General features: G+C 61.1%; 17 protein-coding genes. 13 read left to right on the top strand and 4 right to left on the bottom strand.

The window, feature by feature from the left end; genetic code table 11:
- Window positions 1-124: 124 nt before the first annotated feature.
- The 5 genes from CXF97_RS24565 (at window position 125) to CXF97_RS24545 (ending at window position 3938) form a co-directional block, all read left to right on the top strand.
- Window positions 125-1033 (top strand): LysR substrate-binding domain-containing protein, encoded by a 909-nt coding sequence (locus CXF97_RS24565; RefSeq protein ID WP_101161760.1) that lies wholly within the window; start codon window positions 125-127, stop codon window positions 1031-1033.
- A gap of 333 nt (window positions 1034-1366) precedes the next feature.
- Window positions 1367-1858 carry a 5-(carboxyamino)imidazole ribonucleotide mutase gene (gene purE / locus CXF97_RS24560; protein WP_007954291.1) on the top strand — a complete coding sequence of 164 codons (492 nt, stop codon included), beginning with the start codon at window positions 1367-1369 and terminating at the stop codon, window positions 1856-1858.
- A gap of 10 nt (window positions 1859-1868) precedes the next feature.
- Window positions 1869-2951 (top strand): 5-(carboxyamino)imidazole ribonucleotide synthase, encoded by a 1083-nt coding sequence (locus CXF97_RS24555; RefSeq protein WP_101161758.1) that lies wholly within the window; start codon window positions 1869-1871, stop codon window positions 2949-2951.
- 111 nt (window positions 2952-3062) lie between these two features.
- Complete coding sequence (locus CXF97_RS24550; protein ID WP_016772475.1) at window positions 3063-3308, top strand: GlsB/YeaQ/YmgE family stress response membrane protein; 246 nt, start codon at window positions 3063-3065, stop codon at window positions 3306-3308.
- A 93-nt stretch (window positions 3309-3401) separates the two neighbouring features.
- On the top strand, window positions 3402-3938 hold the full coding sequence (locus CXF97_RS24545) for a DUF3299 domain-containing protein (protein WP_101161756.1): 537 nt from the start codon (window positions 3402-3404) through the stop codon (window positions 3936-3938).
- Between the two features lie 85 nt (window positions 3939-4023).
- On the opposite strand, the gene CXF97_RS24540 is transcribed toward CXF97_RS24545, so the two are convergent.
- Both CXF97_RS24540 and CXF97_RS24535 read right to left on the bottom strand, forming a co-directional pair.
- Window positions 4024-4923 (bottom strand): D-hexose-6-phosphate mutarotase, encoded by a 900-nt coding sequence (locus CXF97_RS24540; RefSeq protein ID WP_101161755.1) that lies wholly within the window; start codon window positions 4921-4923, stop codon window positions 4024-4026.
- 57 nt (window positions 4924-4980) lie between these two features.
- Window positions 4981-5385, bottom strand: coding sequence for an acyl-CoA thioesterase (locus CXF97_RS24535; protein WP_003229628.1), 405 nt, complete (start codon window positions 5383-5385; stop codon window positions 4981-4983).
- 377 nt (window positions 5386-5762) lie between these two features.
- On the opposite strand from CXF97_RS24535, the gene CXF97_RS24530 reads away from it, so the two are divergent.
- The 8 genes from CXF97_RS24530 (at window position 5763) to CXF97_RS24495 (ending at window position 16526) form a co-directional block, all read left to right on the top strand.
- On the top strand, window positions 5763-7061 hold the full coding sequence (locus tag CXF97_RS24530; protein WP_101161753.1) for an MFS transporter: 1299 nt from the start codon (window positions 5763-5765) through the stop codon (window positions 7059-7061).
- Window positions 7062-7312: 251 nt separating this feature from the next.
- Window positions 7313-8311, top strand: coding sequence for a phosphate ABC transporter substrate-binding protein PstS (locus tag CXF97_RS24525; protein ID WP_101161751.1), 999 nt, complete (start codon window positions 7313-7315; stop codon window positions 8309-8311).
- A gap of 504 nt (window positions 8312-8815) precedes the next feature.
- Window positions 8816-10849, top strand: a complete 2034-nt coding sequence (locus tag CXF97_RS24520; protein ID WP_178081232.1) for an ABC transporter permease subunit — start codon at window positions 8816-8818, stop codon at window positions 10847-10849.
- A 16-nt stretch (window positions 10850-10865) separates the two neighbouring features.
- Window positions 10866-12536: a phosphate ABC transporter permease PstA gene (gene pstA, locus CXF97_RS24515; protein ID WP_101161747.1), complete on the top strand. Its 1671-nt coding sequence runs from the start codon at window positions 10866-10868 to the stop codon at window positions 12534-12536.
- Window positions 12537-12697: 161 nt separating this feature from the next.
- Window positions 12698-13531, top strand: a complete 834-nt coding sequence (gene pstB, locus CXF97_RS24510) for a phosphate ABC transporter ATP-binding protein PstB (RefSeq protein WP_101161745.1) — start codon at window positions 12698-12700, stop codon at window positions 13529-13531.
- Between the two features lie 71 nt (window positions 13532-13602).
- The gene (phoU, locus tag CXF97_RS24505; RefSeq protein WP_016772483.1) at window positions 13603-14364 is read left to right on the top strand and encodes a phosphate signaling complex protein PhoU; all 762 of its coding nucleotides are present in this window, start codon (window positions 13603-13605) and stop codon (window positions 14362-14364) included.
- Between the two features lie 187 nt (window positions 14365-14551).
- Complete coding sequence (locus tag CXF97_RS24500) at window positions 14552-15484, top strand: response regulator (protein ID WP_101161743.1); 933 nt, start codon at window positions 14552-14554, stop codon at window positions 15482-15484.
- A 145-nt stretch (window positions 15485-15629) separates the two neighbouring features.
- Complete coding sequence (locus tag CXF97_RS24495) at window positions 15630-16526, top strand: M23 family metallopeptidase (protein ID WP_101161741.1); 897 nt, start codon at window positions 15630-15632, stop codon at window positions 16524-16526.
- A gap of 108 nt (window positions 16527-16634) precedes the next feature.
- Here the strand turns inward: CXF97_RS24495 and CXF97_RS24490 are convergent, their stop codons facing one another.
- Entirely contained in the window at window positions 16635-17975 is a 1341-nt protein-coding gene (locus CXF97_RS24490) for a hemolysin family protein (protein WP_016772486.1), read from the bottom strand.
- 123 nt (window positions 17976-18098) lie between these two features.
- Window positions 18099-19385: a phosphate regulon sensor histidine kinase PhoR gene (gene phoR, locus CXF97_RS24485; RefSeq protein WP_256589924.1), complete on the bottom strand. Its 1287-nt coding sequence runs from the start codon at window positions 19383-19385 to the stop codon at window positions 18099-18101.
- Between the last annotated feature and the right edge of the window lie 59 nt (window positions 19386-19444).

Here is a 19444-nt window from a genome sequence, read left to right as displayed (position 1 = left end):
CTTGTGGGGATTTTTGGGCCAATGCTGTTCAGCACTGCCCTATGCACATTCGGCATAATGCCCATGTGACGCCGCTTGCGCGGCAGACGTGTGACCTGTTTTGGTGCGTGTCCGGGAGGACGTGATGAATCTGGAAAGCAAATGGCTCGAGGACTTCAGTGCCCTGGCCGCCACTCGCAGCTTTTCGCAGGCGGCCGAACGGCGCTTCGTGACCCAGCCGGCGTTCAGTCGGCGGATCCGCAGCCTCGAAGCCGCGCTGGGGCTGACACTGGTCAACCGATCGCGCACGCCGGTCGAACTGACGGCGGCGGGGCAGTTGTTCCTGGTGACCGCGCGCACCGTGGTCGAACAGCTCGGTGAGGTGCTGCGCCATCTGCATCATCTGGAAGGCGGGCAGGGCGAAGTGATGCAAGTTGCTGCGGCGCATTCCCTGGCCCTGGGCTTCTTCCCGCGCTGGATCGCCCAGTTACGCAACGAGGGGCTGAACATCGCCACACGTTTGGTGGCGACCAACGTTGGCGATGCCGTGCATGCGCTGCGCGAAGGCGGCTGCGATCTGATGCTGGCCTTCTACGACCCGGATTCAGCCATGCAGATGGACCCGGAGATCTTCCCGTCGCTGCATCTGGGCCAGACCGAAATGCTTCCGGTGTGCGCGGCGGATGCCGATGGCAAGCCATTGTTCGACCTGGAGGGCGAGGCGAGCGTGCCGTTGCTGGCTTACAGCGCCGGTGCGTTTCTCGGACGTTCGGTCAATGGCTTGCTGCGCCAGCGTCAATTGCGCTTCACCACGATCTACGAAACCGCCATGGCCGACAGCCTGAAAAGCATGGCACTGGAGGGCCTGGGCATCGCCTGGGTACCACAACTGAGCGTGCGCGCCGAGTTGGCGCGGGGCGAACTGGTGGTCTGCGGCGGCCCGCAATGGCATGTGCCGCTGGAGATCCGTCTGTACCGCTGCGCGCTGGTGCGCAAGGCCAACGTGCGGTTGCTGTGGCGCAAGCTCGAAGGTGGCGCAGCACAAACCTCCTGACCCACTGCAGAACCAACTGTGGGAGCGGGCTTGCTCGCGAAGGCGGTGTGCCAGATAAATAGAGGCCGACTGACACGACGCTTTCGCGAGCAAGCCCCCTCCCACAGGGGGATTTGTGGTGTTGCGGCGCTGACCTTCAAGTCAATAAGACCGGGCCTTTCGCTGATTTGACGGATGGTCGTTTCGGGGGCTGTTTATTGCTTTCTTTGCGGTATACTGCGCGGCCTTCGGCCGGCACGTCCGGCCATTTTTCGTACAATCAAGCCACGCAACCTGCGTGGCTTGTTGTTTTATGACGCGCCTGCGGGCGCTCCTGAGAGAAGAGGCGCGACGATGAGTGCACTGGTTGGCGTGATCATGGGCTCCAAGTCCGATTGGTCCACCCTTAGCCACACCGCCGATATGCTGGAAAAGCTCGGCATCCCGTACGAGGTCAAAGTGGTCTCCGCCCACCGCACCCCGGATCTGCTGTTCCAGTACGCCGAAGAGGCTGAAGGCCGCGGCATCGAGGTGATCATCGCCGGTGCCGGCGGTGCGGCCCACCTGCCAGGCATGTGTGCGGCCAAGACCCACCTGCCGGTACTGGGCGTGCCGGTGCAGTCGGCCATGCTCTCGGGCGTCGATTCGCTGCTGTCGATCGTGCAGATGCCGGCGGGCATTCCGGTCGCCACGCTGGCGATCGGCAAGGCCGGCGCGATCAACGCAGCCTTGCTGTCGGCGAGCATACTCGGCGCCAAGCACCCGCAGTTCCACGCGGTACTGAAAACCTTCCGTGCCGAGCAGACAGACAGCGTCCTGGACAATCCAGACCCACGTATTGCCTGAGGTTGTTTTGATGAAGATCGGTGTAATCGGTGGCGGCCAGTTGGGTCGCATGTTGGCTCTGGCGGGTACTCCGCTGGGCATGAACTTCGCTTTTCTCGACCCTGCGCCTGACGCCTGTGCGGCCGCACTGGGCGAACACCTGCGGGCCGATTACGGCGATCAGGATCATCTGCGCCAACTGGCCGATGAAGTCGATCTGGTGACCTTCGAATTCGAAAGCGTCCCGGCCGAAACCGTGGCGTTTCTTTCGCAATTCGTGCCGGTCTACCCGAGCGCCGAAGCCCTGCGCATTGCTCGTGACCGCTGGTTCGAAAAGAGCATGTTCAAAGACCTCGGCATTCCGACCCCGGCCTTCGCCGACATCCAGTCGCAAGCCGACCTGGATGCCGCTGTCGCTGCGATCGGTCTGCCGGCCGTGCTGAAAACCCGCACCCTGGGTTACGACGGCAAGGGCCAGAAAGTCCTGCGCAAGCCGGAAGACGTGGCCGGTACTTTTGCCGAACTGGGCAGCGTTGCCTGCCTGCTGGAAGGCTTCGTGCCGTTCACCGGCGAGGTGTCGCTGATCGCCGTGCGCGCGCGCGATGGTGAAACGAAGTTCTATCCACTGGTGCACAACACCCACGACAGCGGCATCCTCAAGCTGTCGGTGGCCAGTACCGATCACCCGTTGCAGGCGCTGGCGGAAGATTATTCCAGCCGTGTGCTTAAACACCTCGACTATGTTGGTGTGATGGCTTTCGAGTTCTTCGAAGTCGACGGTGGCCTGAAAGCCAACGAAATCGCCCCGCGCGTGCACAACTCCGGGCACTGGACCACCGAAGGTGCCGAGTGCAGCCAGTTCGAAAACCACCTGCGTGCCGTGGCCGGCCTGCCGCTGGGTTCGACCGCCAAGGTCGGCGAGAGCGCGATGCTCAACTTCATCGGCGTAGTGCCGCCGGTGGAAAAAGTCATCGCCATCGAAGACTGCCATCTGCATCACTACGGCAAAGCTTTCAAGGCCGGACGCAAGGTCGGCCACGCCAACCTGCGTTGCGCCGACATGGCCACGCTGCAGGCGCAGATCATCAAGGTCGAAGCGCTGATCGCCGAGTAAAGCAGTTTCATGTGGCAGCGGCGGAACCATTGCGGGGCCGCCGTTCTCTCATGGCAGTATGCGAAAGTCTGACTAGGCTTTGGCATAGCCACTTAATCAGAGGGAAATGTCATGGGAATTATCGGAACCATCTTTATCGGCTTGATCGTCGGCCTGCTGGCTCGGTTCCTGAAACCGGGCGATGACAGCATGGGCTGGATCATGACCATCCTGCTCGGTATCGGCGGTTCGCTGGCGGCCACTTACGGCGGCCAGGCTCTGGGCATCTATCAGGCGGGCGAGGGCGCGGGTTTCCTCGGCGCACTGGTCGGCGCTGTCGTGTTGCTGGTGATCTACGGTCTGATCAAAAAGAACTGATCGAAAGCGACAAAGCCCTCTCGGCCATCGCGGCCGGGAGGGCTAGAATGCGCGGCGACTCACCGTTCATTCCTCTGCCTGCCGAGCACCTTCATGCGCCGTCTTCTGTTGACTCTCCTCTTGTTGGGCAGCTATCTCGCCCACGCCGGCGAACTGCCGGAAACCGACTGGCTGGAACTGATGCCCAAGTCGGATCAGAAAGCCCTCGAGGCCATGCCAGACATCGACCACAACTCTCCCGAAGCCACCGGCACTTTCACCGAGAAGGGCGGGATGAAGCAGGCCAAAGGTCTGCCGGCAGTGATGTATTCGACCAAAACCGTGGCGTCGATGAACGACAAACACATCCGCATCGGTGGCTACCCGGTGCCGTTGGAGTCGGATGCCAAGGGCCGCAGCACGCTGTTCTTCCTCGTACCGTATCCGGGCGCCTGCATCCACGTGCCGCCTCCGCCGCCCAATCAACTGGTGCTGGTGCGTTATCCCAAAGGCTTGAAACTGGACGACATTTACACACCGCTGTGGGTGACCGGCACGCTCAAGGTCGAGAAGGTCAGCAATGACCTCGCGGATGCGGCATATGCACTGGAGGCGGAGAAGGTGCGGGTCGTGCAGGAAGCTGACCTTTAAAGCAAAAGATCGCAGCCTTCGGCAGCTCCTACAGGGAAAATGCATTCCAAATGCAGGAGCTGCCGAAGGCTGCGATCTTTTGATCTTAAAGCGGTTTGCTGGCGACGCTCACGCCCATGGTATGGCTCGCCCCCGGCGCCAATGTCACCACGTCATCCATCACATTCGCCGTCTCGATGCACAGCATGCGCTGCCAGCCGTCGTTGTCCATGTCGGGCAGTGCAGCGGCGCGGTCGATCCACGGGTTCCAGATCACTGCGGTGCGTGAACCGCTGGACGTCAGCACGATGCGTCGTTCCCAGGTCGGATCAACGATGCTCAGCCGTGGCGGAGCGTCGAGATAGATGCGGTCGGTCTCGCTGCTGAAATGCAGATCTCCAGTCTGGCTGGCCGTGTTCCAGTCATCCAGGGTCTCGATGTAATTCAGCCCGGCGACGCCATCGACATGCACATTGCGCACGTCACTCACGGCGAAATAGGTGTGCAGCGCCTGACTCAGCGTGACGCTGCCAGAACCCCGGTTATGGCTGGTCAGGCTGTAATGCAGTTGATCCGCCAGATGCAGGGTCAGGGTCAGATCGACCTCGTGCGGCCAGCCTGGCAGGCCACCTTCTGGACAGGGCAGCTTGAACTCGACCTTGATGCCGTCAGCCGCCGATTCGATATTGCCCAACTGCCAGTCGATCGCCCGCACCAGACCGTGCGCCGGGGCCGGTTGCGCGCCGGTGTACATGGCCTGCACGCCCTGCGGGTTGCGTTCGAATTTGCCGAACCACGGCCAGCACACCGGAACGCCGGCGCGGATGCTTTTGCCGGTCTTGAAGTCGGCCTTGTCGTTGAGCCAGATGATCGGCGGCTGGCCGTCGACCTGATAACTAAGGATGTGCGCGCCTTGCTGGGCCACCAGCACTTCGGCCTTGCCGTGGCGGATGCGCCAGCAGTTCAGTTCATCCTGTTTCACGGCTTCAACGTTGGGCGTGTTCATGGGCAACTCTCGATCAGACACTGGGGACGACTATCGACCGCAAAACGGCCGCGAGGTTTAACGCGCGCGTGGTGGCACCGAACGGGTGCGACCGCTGCCGTCGATGGCAACGAAGACGAAAACCGCTTCGGTGACCTTGCGCCATTCGCTGGAGAGTGGGTCATCGCTCCACACTTCGACCATCATCTGGATCGAGCTGCGGCCGATTTCCAGGGTCTGGGTATAAAAGGACAACTGCGCGCCGACGGCGACCGGGACGAGAAATGCCATGCGGTCGATGGCGACAGTGGCGACGCGGCCACCGGCGACGCGGCTGGCCATGGCGGTGCCGGCCAGATCCATCTGTGCGACCAGCCAGCCGCCGAAAATATCGCCAAAGCCGTTGGTTTCTCGCGGAAGGGCGGTGATTTGCAGGGCCAGGTCGCCCTGTGGGATCGGATCTTCTTGTTCGAGCTCTATCATGCCGAGGGGCCTCTGACCCGTGACTCTTCGTGGGTATTGCGGGTGGTAGCCGTCTTCAAGAAAAACGATTCAACACCGAACACACTGCGTTCGTCACGTTTTCCATCAGGCGCCTAAAGGGAAACTCTGCGAAAAAGGCTAAATCCCGAGCAAAGGACGGGCCAACAACGTTTTCGCACAGCAACCTCTTACAAACCCTGCGCAGCTGGCGAGTATATCGGTCGATAGACCCCGCGACGACCACCCGGTTCTGATTTTGACCGTCAATTACGCGCCTCTATGTGCTTTTTGGAACAATTTGCTATGGTGCCGAACCTGTCCAAGCCACCGCCAGCGTTGTTGTGGCGACAGATTCGACTATAAGAGAAGCCCTTGCCATGACCACAGCGCCTTCGAGCCTCGCGCAGCCCGAGCAACCCGCACGACCGTTGACCCGCAATGACTACAAGACTCTGTCGCTGTCCGCCCTCGGCGGGGCGCTGGAGTTCTACGATTTCATCATTTTCGTCTTCTTCGCCACCGTGGTCGGCAAGCTGTTCTTCCCGGCCGACATGCCCGAGTGGCTGCGCTTGATGCAGACCTTCGGCATCTTCGCCGCCGGCTATCTGGCGCGGCCTTTGGGCGGCATCGTCATGGCGCACTTCGGCGACCTGCTGGGGCGCAAAAAGATGTTCACCTTGAGCATTTTCATGATGGCCGTGCCCACGTTGATCATGGGCCTGCTGCCAACGTATGCGCAGATCGGCATCTGGGCGCCGATCCTGTTGCTGCTGATGCGCGTGATCCAGGGCGCCGCCATTGGCGGTGAAGTGCCGGGGGCGTGGGTCTTCGTTTCCGAACACGTGCCGCAAAAACACATCGGCTATGCCTGCGGCACGCTCACCAGCGGTTTGACCGCCGGGATCCTGCTTGGCTCGCTGGTCGCCACGGCGATCAACAGCATTTATACGCCTGCGGAAGTTTCCGATTACGCTTGGCGGATTCCGTTCCTGCTTGGCGGTGTGTTCGGTCTGTTCTCGGTGTATCTGCGCCGCTGGCTGCACGAAACACCGGTGTTCGCTGAGCTGCAACAGCGCAAGGCCCTCGCTGAAGAAGTGCCGCTGCGTGCGGTGCTGCGTGATCATCGCGGCGCGATCGCGATTTCGATGCTGCTGACCTGGCTGCTGTCGGCCGGCGTCGTCGTGGTGATTCTGATGACCCCGACCGTGCTGCAGACGGTGTACCACTTCTCGCCAACGACAGCCTTGCAAGCCAACAGCCTGGCCATCGTCTTCCTCAGCCTCGGCTGCATTGGTGCCGGCGCACTGGCCGATCGTTTCGGCGCTGGTCGCGTATTCGTGTTCGGCTGCCTGGGCCTGCTGATCAGCTCCTGGACTTTCTACCACAGCCTCGCCGACCACCCGGACTGGCTGTTCCCGCTGTACGCACTGACCGGTCTGCTGGTCGGCACGATTGGCGCGGTGCCGTACGTGATGGTCAAGGCGTTCCCGCCGGTGGTGCGCTTCAGCGGCTTGTCATTCTCGTACAACGTCGCATACGCAATATTTGGCGGCTTGACGCCGATGGTGGTGAGCCTGCTGCTGAAGGAAAGCGCGATGGGCCCGGCCTACTATGTTGCGGTGCTGTGTGCGATGGGGATTCTGGTCGGGGCGTGGCTCTGGAAGAAGGGGCGTTGATTTTCTCTCCCGCCTGATCGTTCCCACGCTCCGCGTGGGAATGCATCCTGTGACGCTCCGCGTCACGTCTCAAATGCGGACGCAGAGCGTCCATGGCGGCGTTCCCTCGCAGAGCGTGGGAACGATCTGTTCATCCAGCAAAACCCGATGCTGGCCTTTCATCCAATTGTCATATTTCAGCCATAGAGTGTTCATACGGCCTGCTGATACTTGGCCCCGACTTAACACACCCTATCTGCTAGGAGTAAGGCATGAAACTGAAGCGTTTGATGGCGGCAATGACATTTGTCGCTGCTGGCGTTGCGACTGCCAACGCGTTCGCCGCTGTTGACCCTGCTATCCCGAGCTACACCAAGACCACTGGTGTGTCGGGCAACCTGTCCAGCGTCGGTTCCGATACCCTGGCCAACCTCATGACCCTGTGGGCCGAGAACTACAAGAAAGAATACCCGAACGTCAACATCCAGATTCAGGCCGCTGGCTCCTCCACCGCGCCACCTGCGCTCACCGAAGGCACCGCCAACCTGGGCCCGATGAGCCGCAAGATGAAGGACAACGAACTGCAGGCGTTCGAGCAGAAATACGGCTACAAGCCGACCGCGATTCCGGTTGCCGTGGATGCCCTGGCCGTGTTCGTGCACAAGGACAACCCGATCAAGGGCCTGACCATGGAGCAAGTTGACGCGATCTTCTCGTCCACTCGCCTGTGCGGTGCCAAAACCGACGTGAAAACCTGGGGCGACCTGGGCGTGACCGGCGACCTGGCGAACAAGCCGGTTCAACTGTTTGGTCGTAACTCGGTATCGGGCACTTACGGTTACTTCAAAGAAGAAGCTCTGTGCAAAGGTGACTTCAAGCCAAACGTCAACGAGCAACCAGGTTCGGCCTCGGTCGTACAGTCGATCAGCTCCTCGCTGAACGGCGTTGGCTACTCGGGCATCGGCTATAAGACTGCCAGCGTGAAAACGGTAGCGCTGGCCAAAAAAGGCAGCACTGACTTCATCGAAGACACCGAAGAAAACGCCCTGAACGGCAAGTACCCGCTGTCGCGTTTCCTCTACGTATACGTCAACAAAGCCCCGAACAAGCCTCTGGCCCCGCTGGAAGCCGAGTTCGTGAAGCTGGTGCTGTCGAAACAGGGCCAGGAAGTGGTAGTGAAAGACGGTTACATCCCGTTGCCAGCCAAGGTTGCTGCCAAGGCACTGGCTGACCTCGGTCTGCAGGAAGGCGGCGCTGTCGCCAAAAAGTAACACCTCAGATCCGGGGCAACCCCCCGGATCTGCTGGAACCCTGTAGGAGCTGACGAGTGAAACGAGGCTGCGATCTTTTGATCTGGCCTCTGATCGCAAGATCAAAAGATCGCAGCCTCGGTTCCCTCGACAGCTCCTGCAGAGGTTTCGCAACCTCGAATTCTCGACTCCGCTGCCGGACTTCCGGCTGGCGGATTTGCTGCGTCACTGCATTGTCATCTTTCTGTCATACAGGATCGCTAGGGTGTGCGCATGAATGATCTGGCCAATTCCCCAATGACTACGACTTCCCCTCCCAAGCGCATTGATTTCAATACGCCTGAGCTGCAACGCAAGCGCCGCATTCGCGCGCTCAAGGATCGCTTCACCCGTTGGTACGTCCTCGTTGGCGGCCTGGCGGTGCTGGCTGCCATTACTCTGATCTTCTTCTTCCTCGCCTACGTCGTCGCGCCGCTGTTTCAGGGTGCCGATCTGACCGCGAAAGACTCGATCACCCCGGCCTGGATGCAGGACGCCGGCAAGCCGCTGATGATCTCGCTCGAAGAGCAGAATCAGGTGGCCATGCGCGTGTCCGACAAGGGCCAGGCGCTGTTTTTCGATGTCGACAGTGGCGCTGAGCTCAAGCGCGTCGACCTGCCGTTGCCGACGGGCGCAACCGTAACCTCGATCGGCGAAGATCAGCCAGGTCATCCGCTGGTGGCCGTGGGCTTGTCCAACGGTCAGGCGCTGGTGTTCCGTCACACTTATAAAGTCAGCTACCCCGACGGCAAGAAAACCATCAGCCCGGCCATCGAATATCCGTACGGCGAGACGCCGATCGCGTTGAACGAAAGCGGCGGCGCGCTGGAGCATGTCAGCCTCAACGCCACCGATTCGACCCTGATGCTGGTCGGTTCCACCGGTTCGCAACTCAATGTGCTGTCGCTGACCAGCGAAGAAAACATGATGACCGGCGAAGTCACCAACGAGCAGAAGCGTATCGATCTGCCGCAGATGACCGAGCCTGTGAAAAACATCTTCGTCGACCCGCGCCAGCAGTGGCTGTATGTGGTCAACGGTCGCGCTCAGGCCGACGTGTTCAGCCTTCGCGACAAGAGCCTCAACGGTCGCTATAAACTGCTGGAAAACGCTGACGCCGAAGTCACCGCCACCGGGCAACTGGTCGGCGGCATCTCGTTGATCGTCGGCGACTCCAAGGGTGGTCTGGCCCAGTGGTTCATGGCCCGCGACACTGACGGCGAGCAGCGCCTGAAGCAGATTCGCACGTTCCAGATGGGCACCACGCCAATCGTTGAAATCGCCGCCGAAGAACGCCGCAAAGGCTTCCTCGCCCTCGACGCCAGCGGCAAGCTCGGCGTGTTCCACAGCACCGCGCACCGCACGCTGCTGGTCGATCAGGTCGTCGAAGGCCAGGGCCTGTTCGGTCTGTCGCCGCGCGCCAACCGGGTCATCGTTGAAGCAGGCGGCAAGCTGCAACCGCTGCTGCTCGACAACCCGCACCCGGAAGTATCGTGGAGCGCGCTGTGGAGCAAAGTCTGGTACGAAAACTACGACGAGCCTAAATACGTCTGGCAGTCGACCGCGGCCAATACCGATTTCGAACCGAAACTGAGCCTGTCGCCCCTGACCTTCGGCACTCTGAAAGCTGCGTTCTACGCCATGCTGCTGGCCGCGCCCCTGGCTGTTGCCGCTGCCATTTACACCGCATACTTCATGGCCCCGGGCATGCGTCGCAAGGTCAAGCCGGTAATCGAACTGATGGAAGCGATGCCGACGGTGATCCTCGGTTTCTTCGCCGGTCTGTTCCTCGCGCCGTACGTAGAGGGCCATCTGCCAGGCATCTTCAGCCTGCTGATGTTGCTGCCGATCGGCATCCTCGTGGCCGGTTTCACCTTCAGCCGCCTGCCTGAATCGATCCGCCTGAGAGTCCCGGATGGCTGGGAAAGTGCGTTGCTGATTCCGGTGATCCTGTTTGTGGGCTGGCTGTCGCTGTACATGAGCCCCTTCCTGGAGAACTGGTTCTTTGGCGGTGACATGCGCATGTGGATCTCCCACGACCTGGGCATTACCTACGACCAGCGCAACGCTCTGGTGGTCGGCCTGGCCATGGGTTTTGCGGTAATTCCGAATATCTACTCGATCGCCGAAGACGCCGTGTTCAGCGTGCCCCGCGGTCTGACCCTGGGTTCACTGGCCCTCGGTGCGACGCCGTGGCAGACCATGACTCGCGTGGTGATCCTGACCGCCAGCCCGGGCATCTTCTCGGCGCTGATGATCGGCATGGGCCGTGCGGTCGGCGAAACCATGATCGTGCTGATGGCCACCGGCAACACCCCGGTCATGGAGATGAACCTGTTCGAAGGCCTGCGCACCCTGGCCGCCAACGTCGCGGTGGAAATGCCCGAGTCGGAGGTCGGCGGCAGCCACTACCGCGTGCTGTTCCTCTCGGCGCTGGTGCTGCTGTTGTTCACCTTCGTCATGAACACCCTGGCAGAACTGATTCGTCAGCGTCTGCGCAAGAAATACTCGTCGCTTTAAGCAAAGGTAGAAGTCTGTGAAACAGAACTCCCTGAAAGGATGGTTCAAGAGCGGCGCCCCGGGCGTCTGGATCAGCGGTGGCGCGGTGTCCATCGCGGTCATCATGACCATCGGCCTGTTGGCGGTGATCGCCGTGCGCGGTCTCGGTCACTTCTGGCCGGCGGACCTGATCCACGCCCATTACGACGTACCGGGCCAGGCCAATCACCTGGTGATCGGCGAAGTGGTGCAGAAAGAAGAAGTGCCGCGCGCGCGTCTGAAGAGCGCCGGCCTGCCGGTGCCTGACGAAGGCCCGGAATTCATGACCCGCGAGCTGATCAAGGTCGGCAACCGTGACCTGAACGGCAACGACTTCACCTGGATCGTCGGCGAATGGCTGACCGACCAGACCACGCCGCCCGAATTGATGGCCATCGAACGTCGCGAGTGGGGCAACTTCTACGGCTACCTGGTCAACGTCAAACAGGACGGCAAGGTCATCGCTGAAGGCGAAGCCGCATGGCCCGAGCTGCAAGCGCGCATCGATCGTGTGAACGATCTCGCCGCTCAGCTCAAGACGCTGGAAAAAGTCGACATTGGCGCAATCAACGCCGGCCTCGAACGCATCCGTCTGCATGGCCGCAAGCTGGAGCTGGAAGGCAAACTCGACGCCACTGCACAAGCGGACATGGAATCGGAGCGTGCCGAGCTGAACGCGCGCTATCAGGACATCGAAGCACGTCTGTCCGACCTGCATGCACAGTTCAACCGCGACGCCCTGACCGCTCGCGACGCCAACGGCAAAGAGATTGAAATCGGTCTGGGCAAAGTGGTTCACGCCTACCAGCCGAACGCGATGAGCACGTTGACCAAGGTCGGCTTCTACTTCAGCAAGATCTGGGAGTTCCTCTCGGATGACCCGCGTGAAGCGAACACCGAGGGCGGGATCTTCCCGGCGATCTTCGGCACCGTGATGATGACCCTGATCATGGCGATGATCGTGACCCCGTTCGGCGTACTGGCGGCGGTGTACCTGCGTGAATACGCCAAGCAGAACACCCTGACCCGCGTCATTCGCATCGCGGTGAACAACCTCGCCGGCGTACCGGCGATCGTCTACGGCGTGTTCGGTCTGGGCTTCTTCGTTTATGTACTCGGTGGTTCGGTTGACCGCTTGTTCTTCCCTGAAGCGCTGCCGGCACCGACCTTTGGTACACCGGGTCTGCTGTGGGCCTCGCTGACCCTTGCTCTGCTGGCGGTGCCGGTGGTGATTGTGGCGACCGAGGAAGGTCTGGCGCGCATTCCGCGTACCGTGCGTGAAGGCTCGTTGGCACTGGGCGCGACCAAGGCGGAGACGCTATGGAAGATCGTCATCCCGATGGCCAGCCCGGCAATGATGACCGGCATGATCCTCGCCGTGGCCCGTGCCGCCGGTGAAGTGGCGCCGCTGATGCTGGTGGGCGTGGTGAAACTGGCGCCGTCGCTGCCGGTGGACGGCAACTACCCGTACCTGCATCTGGATCAGAAAATCATGCACCTGGGCTTTCATATCTATGACGTCGGCTTCCAGAGCCCGAACGTCGAAGCAGCCCGCCCGCTGGTGTACGCCACCGCGCTGCTGCTGGTGCTGGTGATCGCGACGTTGAACCTGTCGGCGGTGTATATCCGCAACCACCTGCGCGAGAAGTACAAGGCTTTGGACAGTTGATATCCCTGTGGGAGCGGGCTTGCTCGCGAAGGCGGCGGGTCAGGCGACATTGATGTTGAATGTGCCGACCTCATCGCGAGCAAGCCCGCTTCCACCCTAGATTGAGTACAGCCGCACCAAGCGGCTACCCGAACCGAATTTGTCAGCACAGGGAGCCTCCCATGCAGCACGAAACACACAGCCACGGCATCAACATGTCTGCCCTGGGCCGCGACAAGCAGAGCCTGAACCTCGAACAGGAAACCGTCGCCATCGAAGTGCCGGGCCTGAGCCTGTACTACGGCGACAAACAAGCACTGTTCGACGTCAGCATGAACATCCCGAAGCAGCGCGTGACCGCGTTCATCGGCCCGTCGGGCTGCGGTAAGTCGACGTTACTGCGTACCTTCAACCGGATGAACGATCTGGTCGACGGTTGCCGCGTCGAGGGCGCAATCAACCTGTACGGCAACAACATCTATCGCAAGGGCGAAGACGTTGCCGAGCTGCGTCGTCGTGTCGGCATGGTGTTCCAGAAGCCCAACCCGTTTCCGAAGACCATCTACGAAAACGTGGTGTACGGCCTGCGCATCCAGGGCATCAACAAGAAGCGCATTCTCGATGAAGCGGTCGAGTGGGCATTGAAAGGCGCAGCGCTGTGGGACGAGGTCAAGGATCGCCTGCACGATTCGGCCCTCGGCCTGTCCGGTGGTCAGCAACAGCGTCTGGTCATCGCCCGTACCATCGCCGTTGAGCCAGAAGTTTTGCTGCTCGACGAACCGTGCTCGGCACTCGACCCGATCTCGACGCTGAAGGTCGAAGAACTGATCTACGAGCTGAAATCCAAGTTCACCATCGTCATCGTGACCCACAACATGCAACAGGCGGCACGGGTGTCCGACTACACCGCGTTCATGTACATGGGCAAACTGGTGGAATTCGGCGACACCGATACCCTGTTCACCAATCCGGCGAAGAAGCAGACCGAAGACTACATCACCGGTCGTTATGGCTGACAGTTGCGGGTTATTCACAGAATTGACGCTGCGGCCCACCGCACCTAACCGGACGCTCCAAGGACGCCAACATGATTAGTAAAGAAGGCCTTACCCACCACATCTCCGCGCAGTTCAACGCTGAGCTCGAGGAAGTGCGCAGCCACCTCCTTGCCATGGGCGGGCTGGTCGAAAAGCAGGTCAACGACGCGGTGACCGCGCTGATCGAGGCGGACTCCGGCCTGGCTCAGCAGGTGCGTGAGATCGACGACCAGATCAACCAGATGGAACGCAACATCGACGAAGAATGCCTGCGTATTCTCGCCCGTCGTCAGCCGGCGGCGTCCGACCTGCGTTTGATCATCAGCATTTCCAAGTCGGTGATCGACCTCGAGCGTATCGGCGATGAAGCCACCAAGATCGCCCGTCGTGCCATCCAGTTGTGCGAAGAAGGTGAAGCGCCGCGCGGTTACGTCGAGGTTCGCCACATTGGCGACCAGGTACGCAATATGGTTCGCGATGCACTGGACGCGTTCGCGCGTTTCGACGCCGATCTGGCCTTGTCGGTGGCGCAGTACGACAAGATCATCGACCGCGAATACAAAACCGCCCTGCGTGAGCTGGCGACCTACATGATGGAAGACCCACGCTCTATCTCGCGGGTGCTGAGCATCATCTGGGTCCTGCGTTCGCTGGAGCGCATCGGCGATCACGCGCGCAACATCTCCGAACTGGTGATTTACCTGGTGCGCGGCACTGACGTGCGCCACATGGGCCTCAAGCGCATGAAGGAAGAAGTTGAAGGCACAAGTGCCGAAACCGCTAATGTTCCGGGCGAAGCTGACGATAAGTAAGATTGCCTGAGAAAAGCGCCCGGCCCTCTGGCCGGGCGTTTTTGTTTGTGCTTTTCACAGGCGACCGAATTGAAAAGCGAATTAAAAAGCAGCACCCGCGAACGAAAAGTCCCGGCGTGACTGAAGAGTTTTGGCAATGTGCCATCAGCCAGCGTTATGCTTGCCGGGATTTTAATAGGGGTGTTGGATGAGCAAGATCAGTGTGTTGGTCGTGGACGATGCTTCGTTCATTCGTGACCTGGTGAAAAAGTGCCTGCGTAATTACTTCCCGGGGATCCGCACCGAGGACGCCATCAACGGCAAAAAGGCCCAGGCCATGCTGGCCAAAGAGGCGTTCGACCTGGTGCTGTGCGACTGGGAGATGCCGGAAATGTCGGGCCTCGAGCTGCTGACCTGGTGCCGCGAGCAGGACAACCTCAAGACCATGCCGTTCGTCATGGTTACCAGCCGTGGCGACAAGGAAAACGTCGTACAGGCGATTCAGGCCGGCGTTTCCGGCTACGTCAGCAAGCCGTTCACCAACGAGCAACTGCTGACCAAGGTCAAACAGGCGCTGAACAAGGTCGGCAAGCTCGACACCCTGATGAACAGCGCGCCGACCAAAATGAATTCGGCATTCGGCAACGATTCCCTGAGCGCACTGACCGGCGGCAAGCCTGCCGTGGTCGGCGGTGCTGCGGCCAAGCCTGTCGCTGCTGCCCCCGCTCCAGCCGCTGCACCGTCGCGCGGTTTGCTCAACAGCCCGCCAGTTCAGGCGCCCGGTGCATCCAAGGCGCCGGTGGGCGGTCGCGGTCAGGGTCAGCTGCGACTGCCGAGCGGCAATCAGCAATGCGTGATCAAGGCCTTGAGCATCAAGGAAGCGCTGCTGGTGGTGAAGCGCACCGAGACCCTGCCGCAGATTCTCGACAGCGCCGTGCTCGATCTGGAGCAGGGCGACAACGCCGAGATAGCGCGCCTCAATGGTTACCTGCACGCCATCGTCGCCCACGAGCAGAAAGCCGACAGCGACTGGCTGCAATTGACCTTCCGCTTCGTCGACCAGGACGCGCAGAAGCTCGACTACATCTCGCGCCTGATCGCCCGTGGCACGGCGCAGAAGCATTTCGTACCGGGCGCCTGATCTCGTCGCCTGGCAGTGATCGTTCCCACGCAGAGCGTGGGAACGATCGGCTTCTGCACTGCCTATTTGCAACATCTGTCGACTAGCCTGGTCTGTCTCAGCTGCTAGGCTGATTCCCAGGCCTTCCTTCGACAGACTTTTGCCCATGCTCGCGCGCCTGCTGTTTTTCTGCGGTCTCTGCCTGGCCTCCCACCTGGCGGTGGCCATGACCATCTACAAATCCACCGACGCCAACGGTGTGATCTCGTACAGCGACCGCCCGAGCAAAGGCGCGAAAGTGTTCGTGTTTCAGGATCGCATGGTCGAGCGCCTCGACCGCCAGGTGTATCTGGACATCAAGAAGCAGAAGGGCGTCGACGTGGTGTTTGCGCGCAACGATCTGTACGCGCCGGTCGAGGTTGCCCTGGCCTTCATCGGCACGAGCAATGTGCGCGGCGCCCCTGCGCAGGCCATACGTCGCGTCCTGCCACCGCGCAGCAACACGCGACTGGCGCTGCTGACGGCGATCAGCCGCGATCAGCCGCTGGTGTATTCGCCACAGTTCCAGTATTCGCTGGGCGACCCCTCAGGCACCGCGCAGGGCTATCGCTATCCGCTGCCCTGGCGTGGCGGGCCGTTCCGCCTGAGTCAGGGCGCCAACGGCCAGTACAGCCACTACGGGCCGAAGAATCGCTACGCCATGGACATCGCCATGCCGGTCGGCACGCCGATCATCGCCGCGCGAGCGGGGGTGGTGGTCAAGACCGAGAATTCCCAGAGCGGGCGCGGCACCGATGCGTCGGGCAATTTCGTGCGGGTGCTGCACGATGACGGCACCATGGGCGTGTACCTGCATCTGAAGCAGGGTTCGGTGAGCGTACGCGAAGGGCAGCGGGTCAAGGTCGGCAGTGCGCTGGCGCTGTCGGGCAACACCGGCAACAGCAGCGGCCCGCACCTGCACTTCGTGGTACAGCGCAATACCGGCGAAGGGCTGGTGTCGATTCCCTACCAGTTCAATCAGCCACTGGGGGCGTTGCCCAATTTTGCGTTGGGCAAACAATAAAGCAAAAGATCGCAGCCTGCGGCAGATCCTGCCATGGGAATGCGATCCCTGTAGGAGCTGCCGAAGGCTGCGATCTTTTGGCAGGCAACGCGGTTTCCCGCATGGCACTCAATCGAGCATCAACACCTTGGCCAGCACAATCTTCGGCCCTTTCATCTTCTTGATGATGATGCGCAGGCCTTCGACTTCCAGCACTTCTTCCTCTTCCGGCACCCGTTTCAGGGTTTCGTAAACCAGCCCGGCGAGGGTTTCCGCTTCGATGTGATCAAGATCGATGCCCAGCAGGCGCTCGACCTTGAACAACGGCGTATCGCCACGCACCAGCAGCTTGCCCGGCTGATAGGCGAGAATGCCGCGCTCAGCCTTGCGGTGTTCGTCCTGAATGTCGCCGACCAGCACTTCCAGCACGTCTTCCATGGTCAGGTAGCCGATGATGTTGCCGTCAGCCTCCTCGACCACGGCGAAGTGCGAGCCACCCTTGCGGAACTGCTCCAGCAACTGCGACAGCGGCATGTGCCGCGATACGCGCTCCAGCGGGCGGGTCAGCTCGGCCAGGTTGAACGACTCGGGAATGTGGTCCAGCGCCGCCAGTTCCAGCAGCAGATCCTTGATGTGCAGCAGGCCGACGAACTCCTGGCGCTCGCTGTCGTACACCGGATAACGGCTGAACTTGTGGCGACGGAACATCGCCAGGATTTCCTTCAGCGGCGCGTTGAATTCGAGGGTGATCAGGTCTTCGCGGGAGTTGGCCCAGTCGACCACTTCCAGCTCGCCCATTTCCACGGCCGAAGCCAATACGCGCATGCCCTGATCGCTCGGATCCTGGCCACGGCTGGAGTGCAGGATGAGTTTCAGTTCTTCGCGGCTGTAATGGTGTTCATGGTGCGGGCCGGGTTCACCTTGCCCTGCGATACGCAGAATCGCGTTGGCGCTGGCGTTGAGCAGGTAGATCGCCGGGTACATCGCCCAGTAGAACAGGTACAGCGGCACCGCCGTCCACAGCGACAGCAGCTCGGGTTTGCGGATCGCCCACGACTTGGGCGCGAGTTCGCCGACCACAATGTGCAGATACGAAATGATGAAGAACGCGGTGAAGAACGACACGCCTTTGATGATCTCGGGCGAGTCGACGCCGACTGCACTGAGCAAAGGTTCGAGAATGTGCGCGAACGCCGGTTCACCGACCCAGCCCAGGCCGAGGGAGGCGAGGGTGATACCCAACTGACATGCCGACAGGTAGGCATCGAGCTGACTGTGCACGGTGCGCAGGATGTGCCCGCGCCAGCCGTGCTGCTCGGCGATGGCTTCGACCCGGGTCGAGCGCAGTTTGACCATGGCGAATTCCGCCGCAACGAAAAAGCCGTTGAGCAACACCAGGATCAGAGCAAAAAGAATCATGCCGAAGTCGGCGAAAATGGTAGCGAGGGACAAGCCAGGGGAAGGGTCCATGATGGAGTTTTGCAGGTTCCGTGTGATTCGAAAGTAAGGGAAAACAGCGCCTGAAAGGCAGGCGCAAGTCAGCCAATGTAGCGGCTGACTTGGCAATTGCCTAGTGGCGTGTGCCGGGCGGCATCACTCGGCGGCGCTGATCGCCCGTGCGCTGGCCACCTGGGCCGGGGCGAAGTGGCAGGTGAACGTGCTGCCGTGGCCGGGCACGCTGCTGATCTCCATGCGCGCACGATGGCGCAACAGCACGTGTTTGACGATGGCCAGGCCGAGGCCGGTGCCGCCGGTGTTGGAGTTGCGGCTGGAATCGACGCGATAGAAGCGTTCGGTCAGTCGCGGCAGGTGTTTGCTGTCGATACCGATGCCCGAATCCTGCACGCTCAGGTGAGCGCCCTGATCGTCGCCCCACCAGCGAATCCGAATGTTGCCTTCGGCCGGGGTGTACTTGACCGCGTTGAACACCAGATTGGAAAACGCACTGCGCAACTCCGCTTCGCTGCCCTTGAGCAGCACTCCGGCATTGGCCTCGAGGCTGATGCGCTGGTTTTTCGACCCGGACAATTGCTGGGCGTCGCTGGTGATCGATTGCAGCAATGTGTCGATCTGCACCGGCTGGTTATCCGACGGATAATCGGTGGCTTCCAGTTTCGCCAGCAGCAACAAGTCGTTGAGCAGCGTCTGCATGCGCCCGCCCTGTTGCTGCATCTGCTGCAGGGCCCGGCTCCAGCGCGGGTTCACTTCCTCGACGTTATCGAGCAGGGTTTCCAGATAGCCGCAGATCACCGTCAGCGGTGTGCGCAATTCGTGGGAAACGTTGGCGATGAAGTCTTTGCGCATCTGCTCCAGTTGATGGATGCGCGTGACGTCGCGCACCAGCATCAGATGCTCGTTGTTGCCGTAGCGGGTCAGGTACAGCTGAATGCGTACGCGATCATTGGTCGGAGACGGGATTTCCAGCGGCTCGGCGAAGTTGTCCTGCTCGAAATATTCCTTGAAGCGCGGATGGCGCACCAGGTTGGTCACCGGTTGGCCGCTGTCTTGTGGGGTCTTGAGGCCGAGCAGGGTTTCGGCGGCGCGGTTCCACCATTCCAGATTGCCGTCGCTGTCGAGCATGATCACTGCGTCTTTCAGCGCGGCGGTGGATTCCTGCACCCGGTCGATCACTGCTTGCAGGCGCCCGCGCACGCGTTGATCGCGGCGTTGCAGGTGGTAGATGCTGTCGAACACCTCGCCCCACAGACCATAGCCATCGGGCGGTGCTTCGTCGGGTTGGTGCTGGCGCAGCCATTCGTGCAGACGCAGCAATTGCTTGAGCGTCCAGGCCAGATAAAGGCCCAGACCCACTGCGAGGCTCCAGCCGTAATAGCCGGTGATCAGGCCGATCACCAGGCAGGCGGTGACCAGCAACAGCATGTGGCGAATCAGGGTGCCATGCCAGTTTTGATTCACAGTCGATACGGTCCTTGTCAGCG

Source organism: Pseudomonas sp. Choline-02u-1 (assembly GCF_002836515.1).
Classification (GTDB): Bacteria; Pseudomonadota; Gammaproteobacteria; order Pseudomonadales; family Pseudomonadaceae; genus Aquipseudomonas.
The sequence above is the reverse complement of the archived record's forward strand: the minus strand, read 5'-3'. Positions and strand labels throughout refer to the sequence as shown.

Coding starts and splice junctions, on each gene's coding strand:
- CXF97_RS24540 (WP_101161755.1), bottom strand. CDS start 4,923: ATGAACACGCCCAACGTTGAAGCCGTGAAACAGGATGAACTGAACTGC.
- CXF97_RS24550 (WP_016772475.1), top strand. CDS start 3,063: ATGGGAATTATCGGAACCATCTTTATCGGCTTGATCGTCGGCCTGCTG.
- CXF97_RS24490 (WP_016772486.1), bottom strand. CDS start 17,975: ATGGACCCTTCCCCTGGCTTGTCCCTCGCTACCATTTTCGCCGACTTC.
- phoR (WP_256589924.1), bottom strand. CDS start 19,385: ATGCTGTTGCTGGTCACCGCCTGCCTGGTGATCGGCCTGATCACCGGC.
- CXF97_RS24535 (WP_003229628.1), bottom strand. CDS start 5,385: ATGATAGAGCTCGAACAAGAAGATCCGATCCCACAGGGCGACCTGGCC.
- pstB (WP_101161745.1), top strand. CDS start 12,698: ATGCAGCACGAAACACACAGCCACGGCATCAACATGTCTGCCCTGGGC.
- CXF97_RS24565 (WP_101161760.1), top strand. CDS start 125: ATGAATCTGGAAAGCAAATGGCTCGAGGACTTCAGTGCCCTGGCCGCC.
- CXF97_RS24530 (WP_101161753.1), top strand. CDS start 5,763: ATGACCACAGCGCCTTCGAGCCTCGCGCAGCCCGAGCAACCCGCACGA.
- purE (WP_007954291.1), top strand. CDS start 1,367: ATGAGTGCACTGGTTGGCGTGATCATGGGCTCCAAGTCCGATTGGTCC.
- CXF97_RS24555 (WP_101161758.1), top strand. CDS start 1,869: ATGAAGATCGGTGTAATCGGTGGCGGCCAGTTGGGTCGCATGTTGGCT.
- phoU (WP_016772483.1), top strand. CDS start 13,603: ATGATTAGTAAAGAAGGCCTTACCCACCACATCTCCGCGCAGTTCAAC.
- CXF97_RS24520 (WP_178081232.1), top strand. CDS start 8,816: ATGCAGGACGCCGGCAAGCCGCTGATGATCTCGCTCGAAGAGCAGAAT.
- CXF97_RS24500 (WP_101161743.1), top strand. CDS start 14,552: ATGAGCAAGATCAGTGTGTTGGTCGTGGACGATGCTTCGTTCATTCGT.
- CXF97_RS24545 (WP_101161756.1), top strand. CDS start 3,402: ATGCGCCGTCTTCTGTTGACTCTCCTCTTGTTGGGCAGCTATCTCGCC.
- CXF97_RS24525 (WP_101161751.1), top strand. CDS start 7,313: ATGAAACTGAAGCGTTTGATGGCGGCAATGACATTTGTCGCTGCTGGC.
- CXF97_RS24495 (WP_101161741.1), top strand. CDS start 15,630: ATGCTCGCGCGCCTGCTGTTTTTCTGCGGTCTCTGCCTGGCCTCCCAC.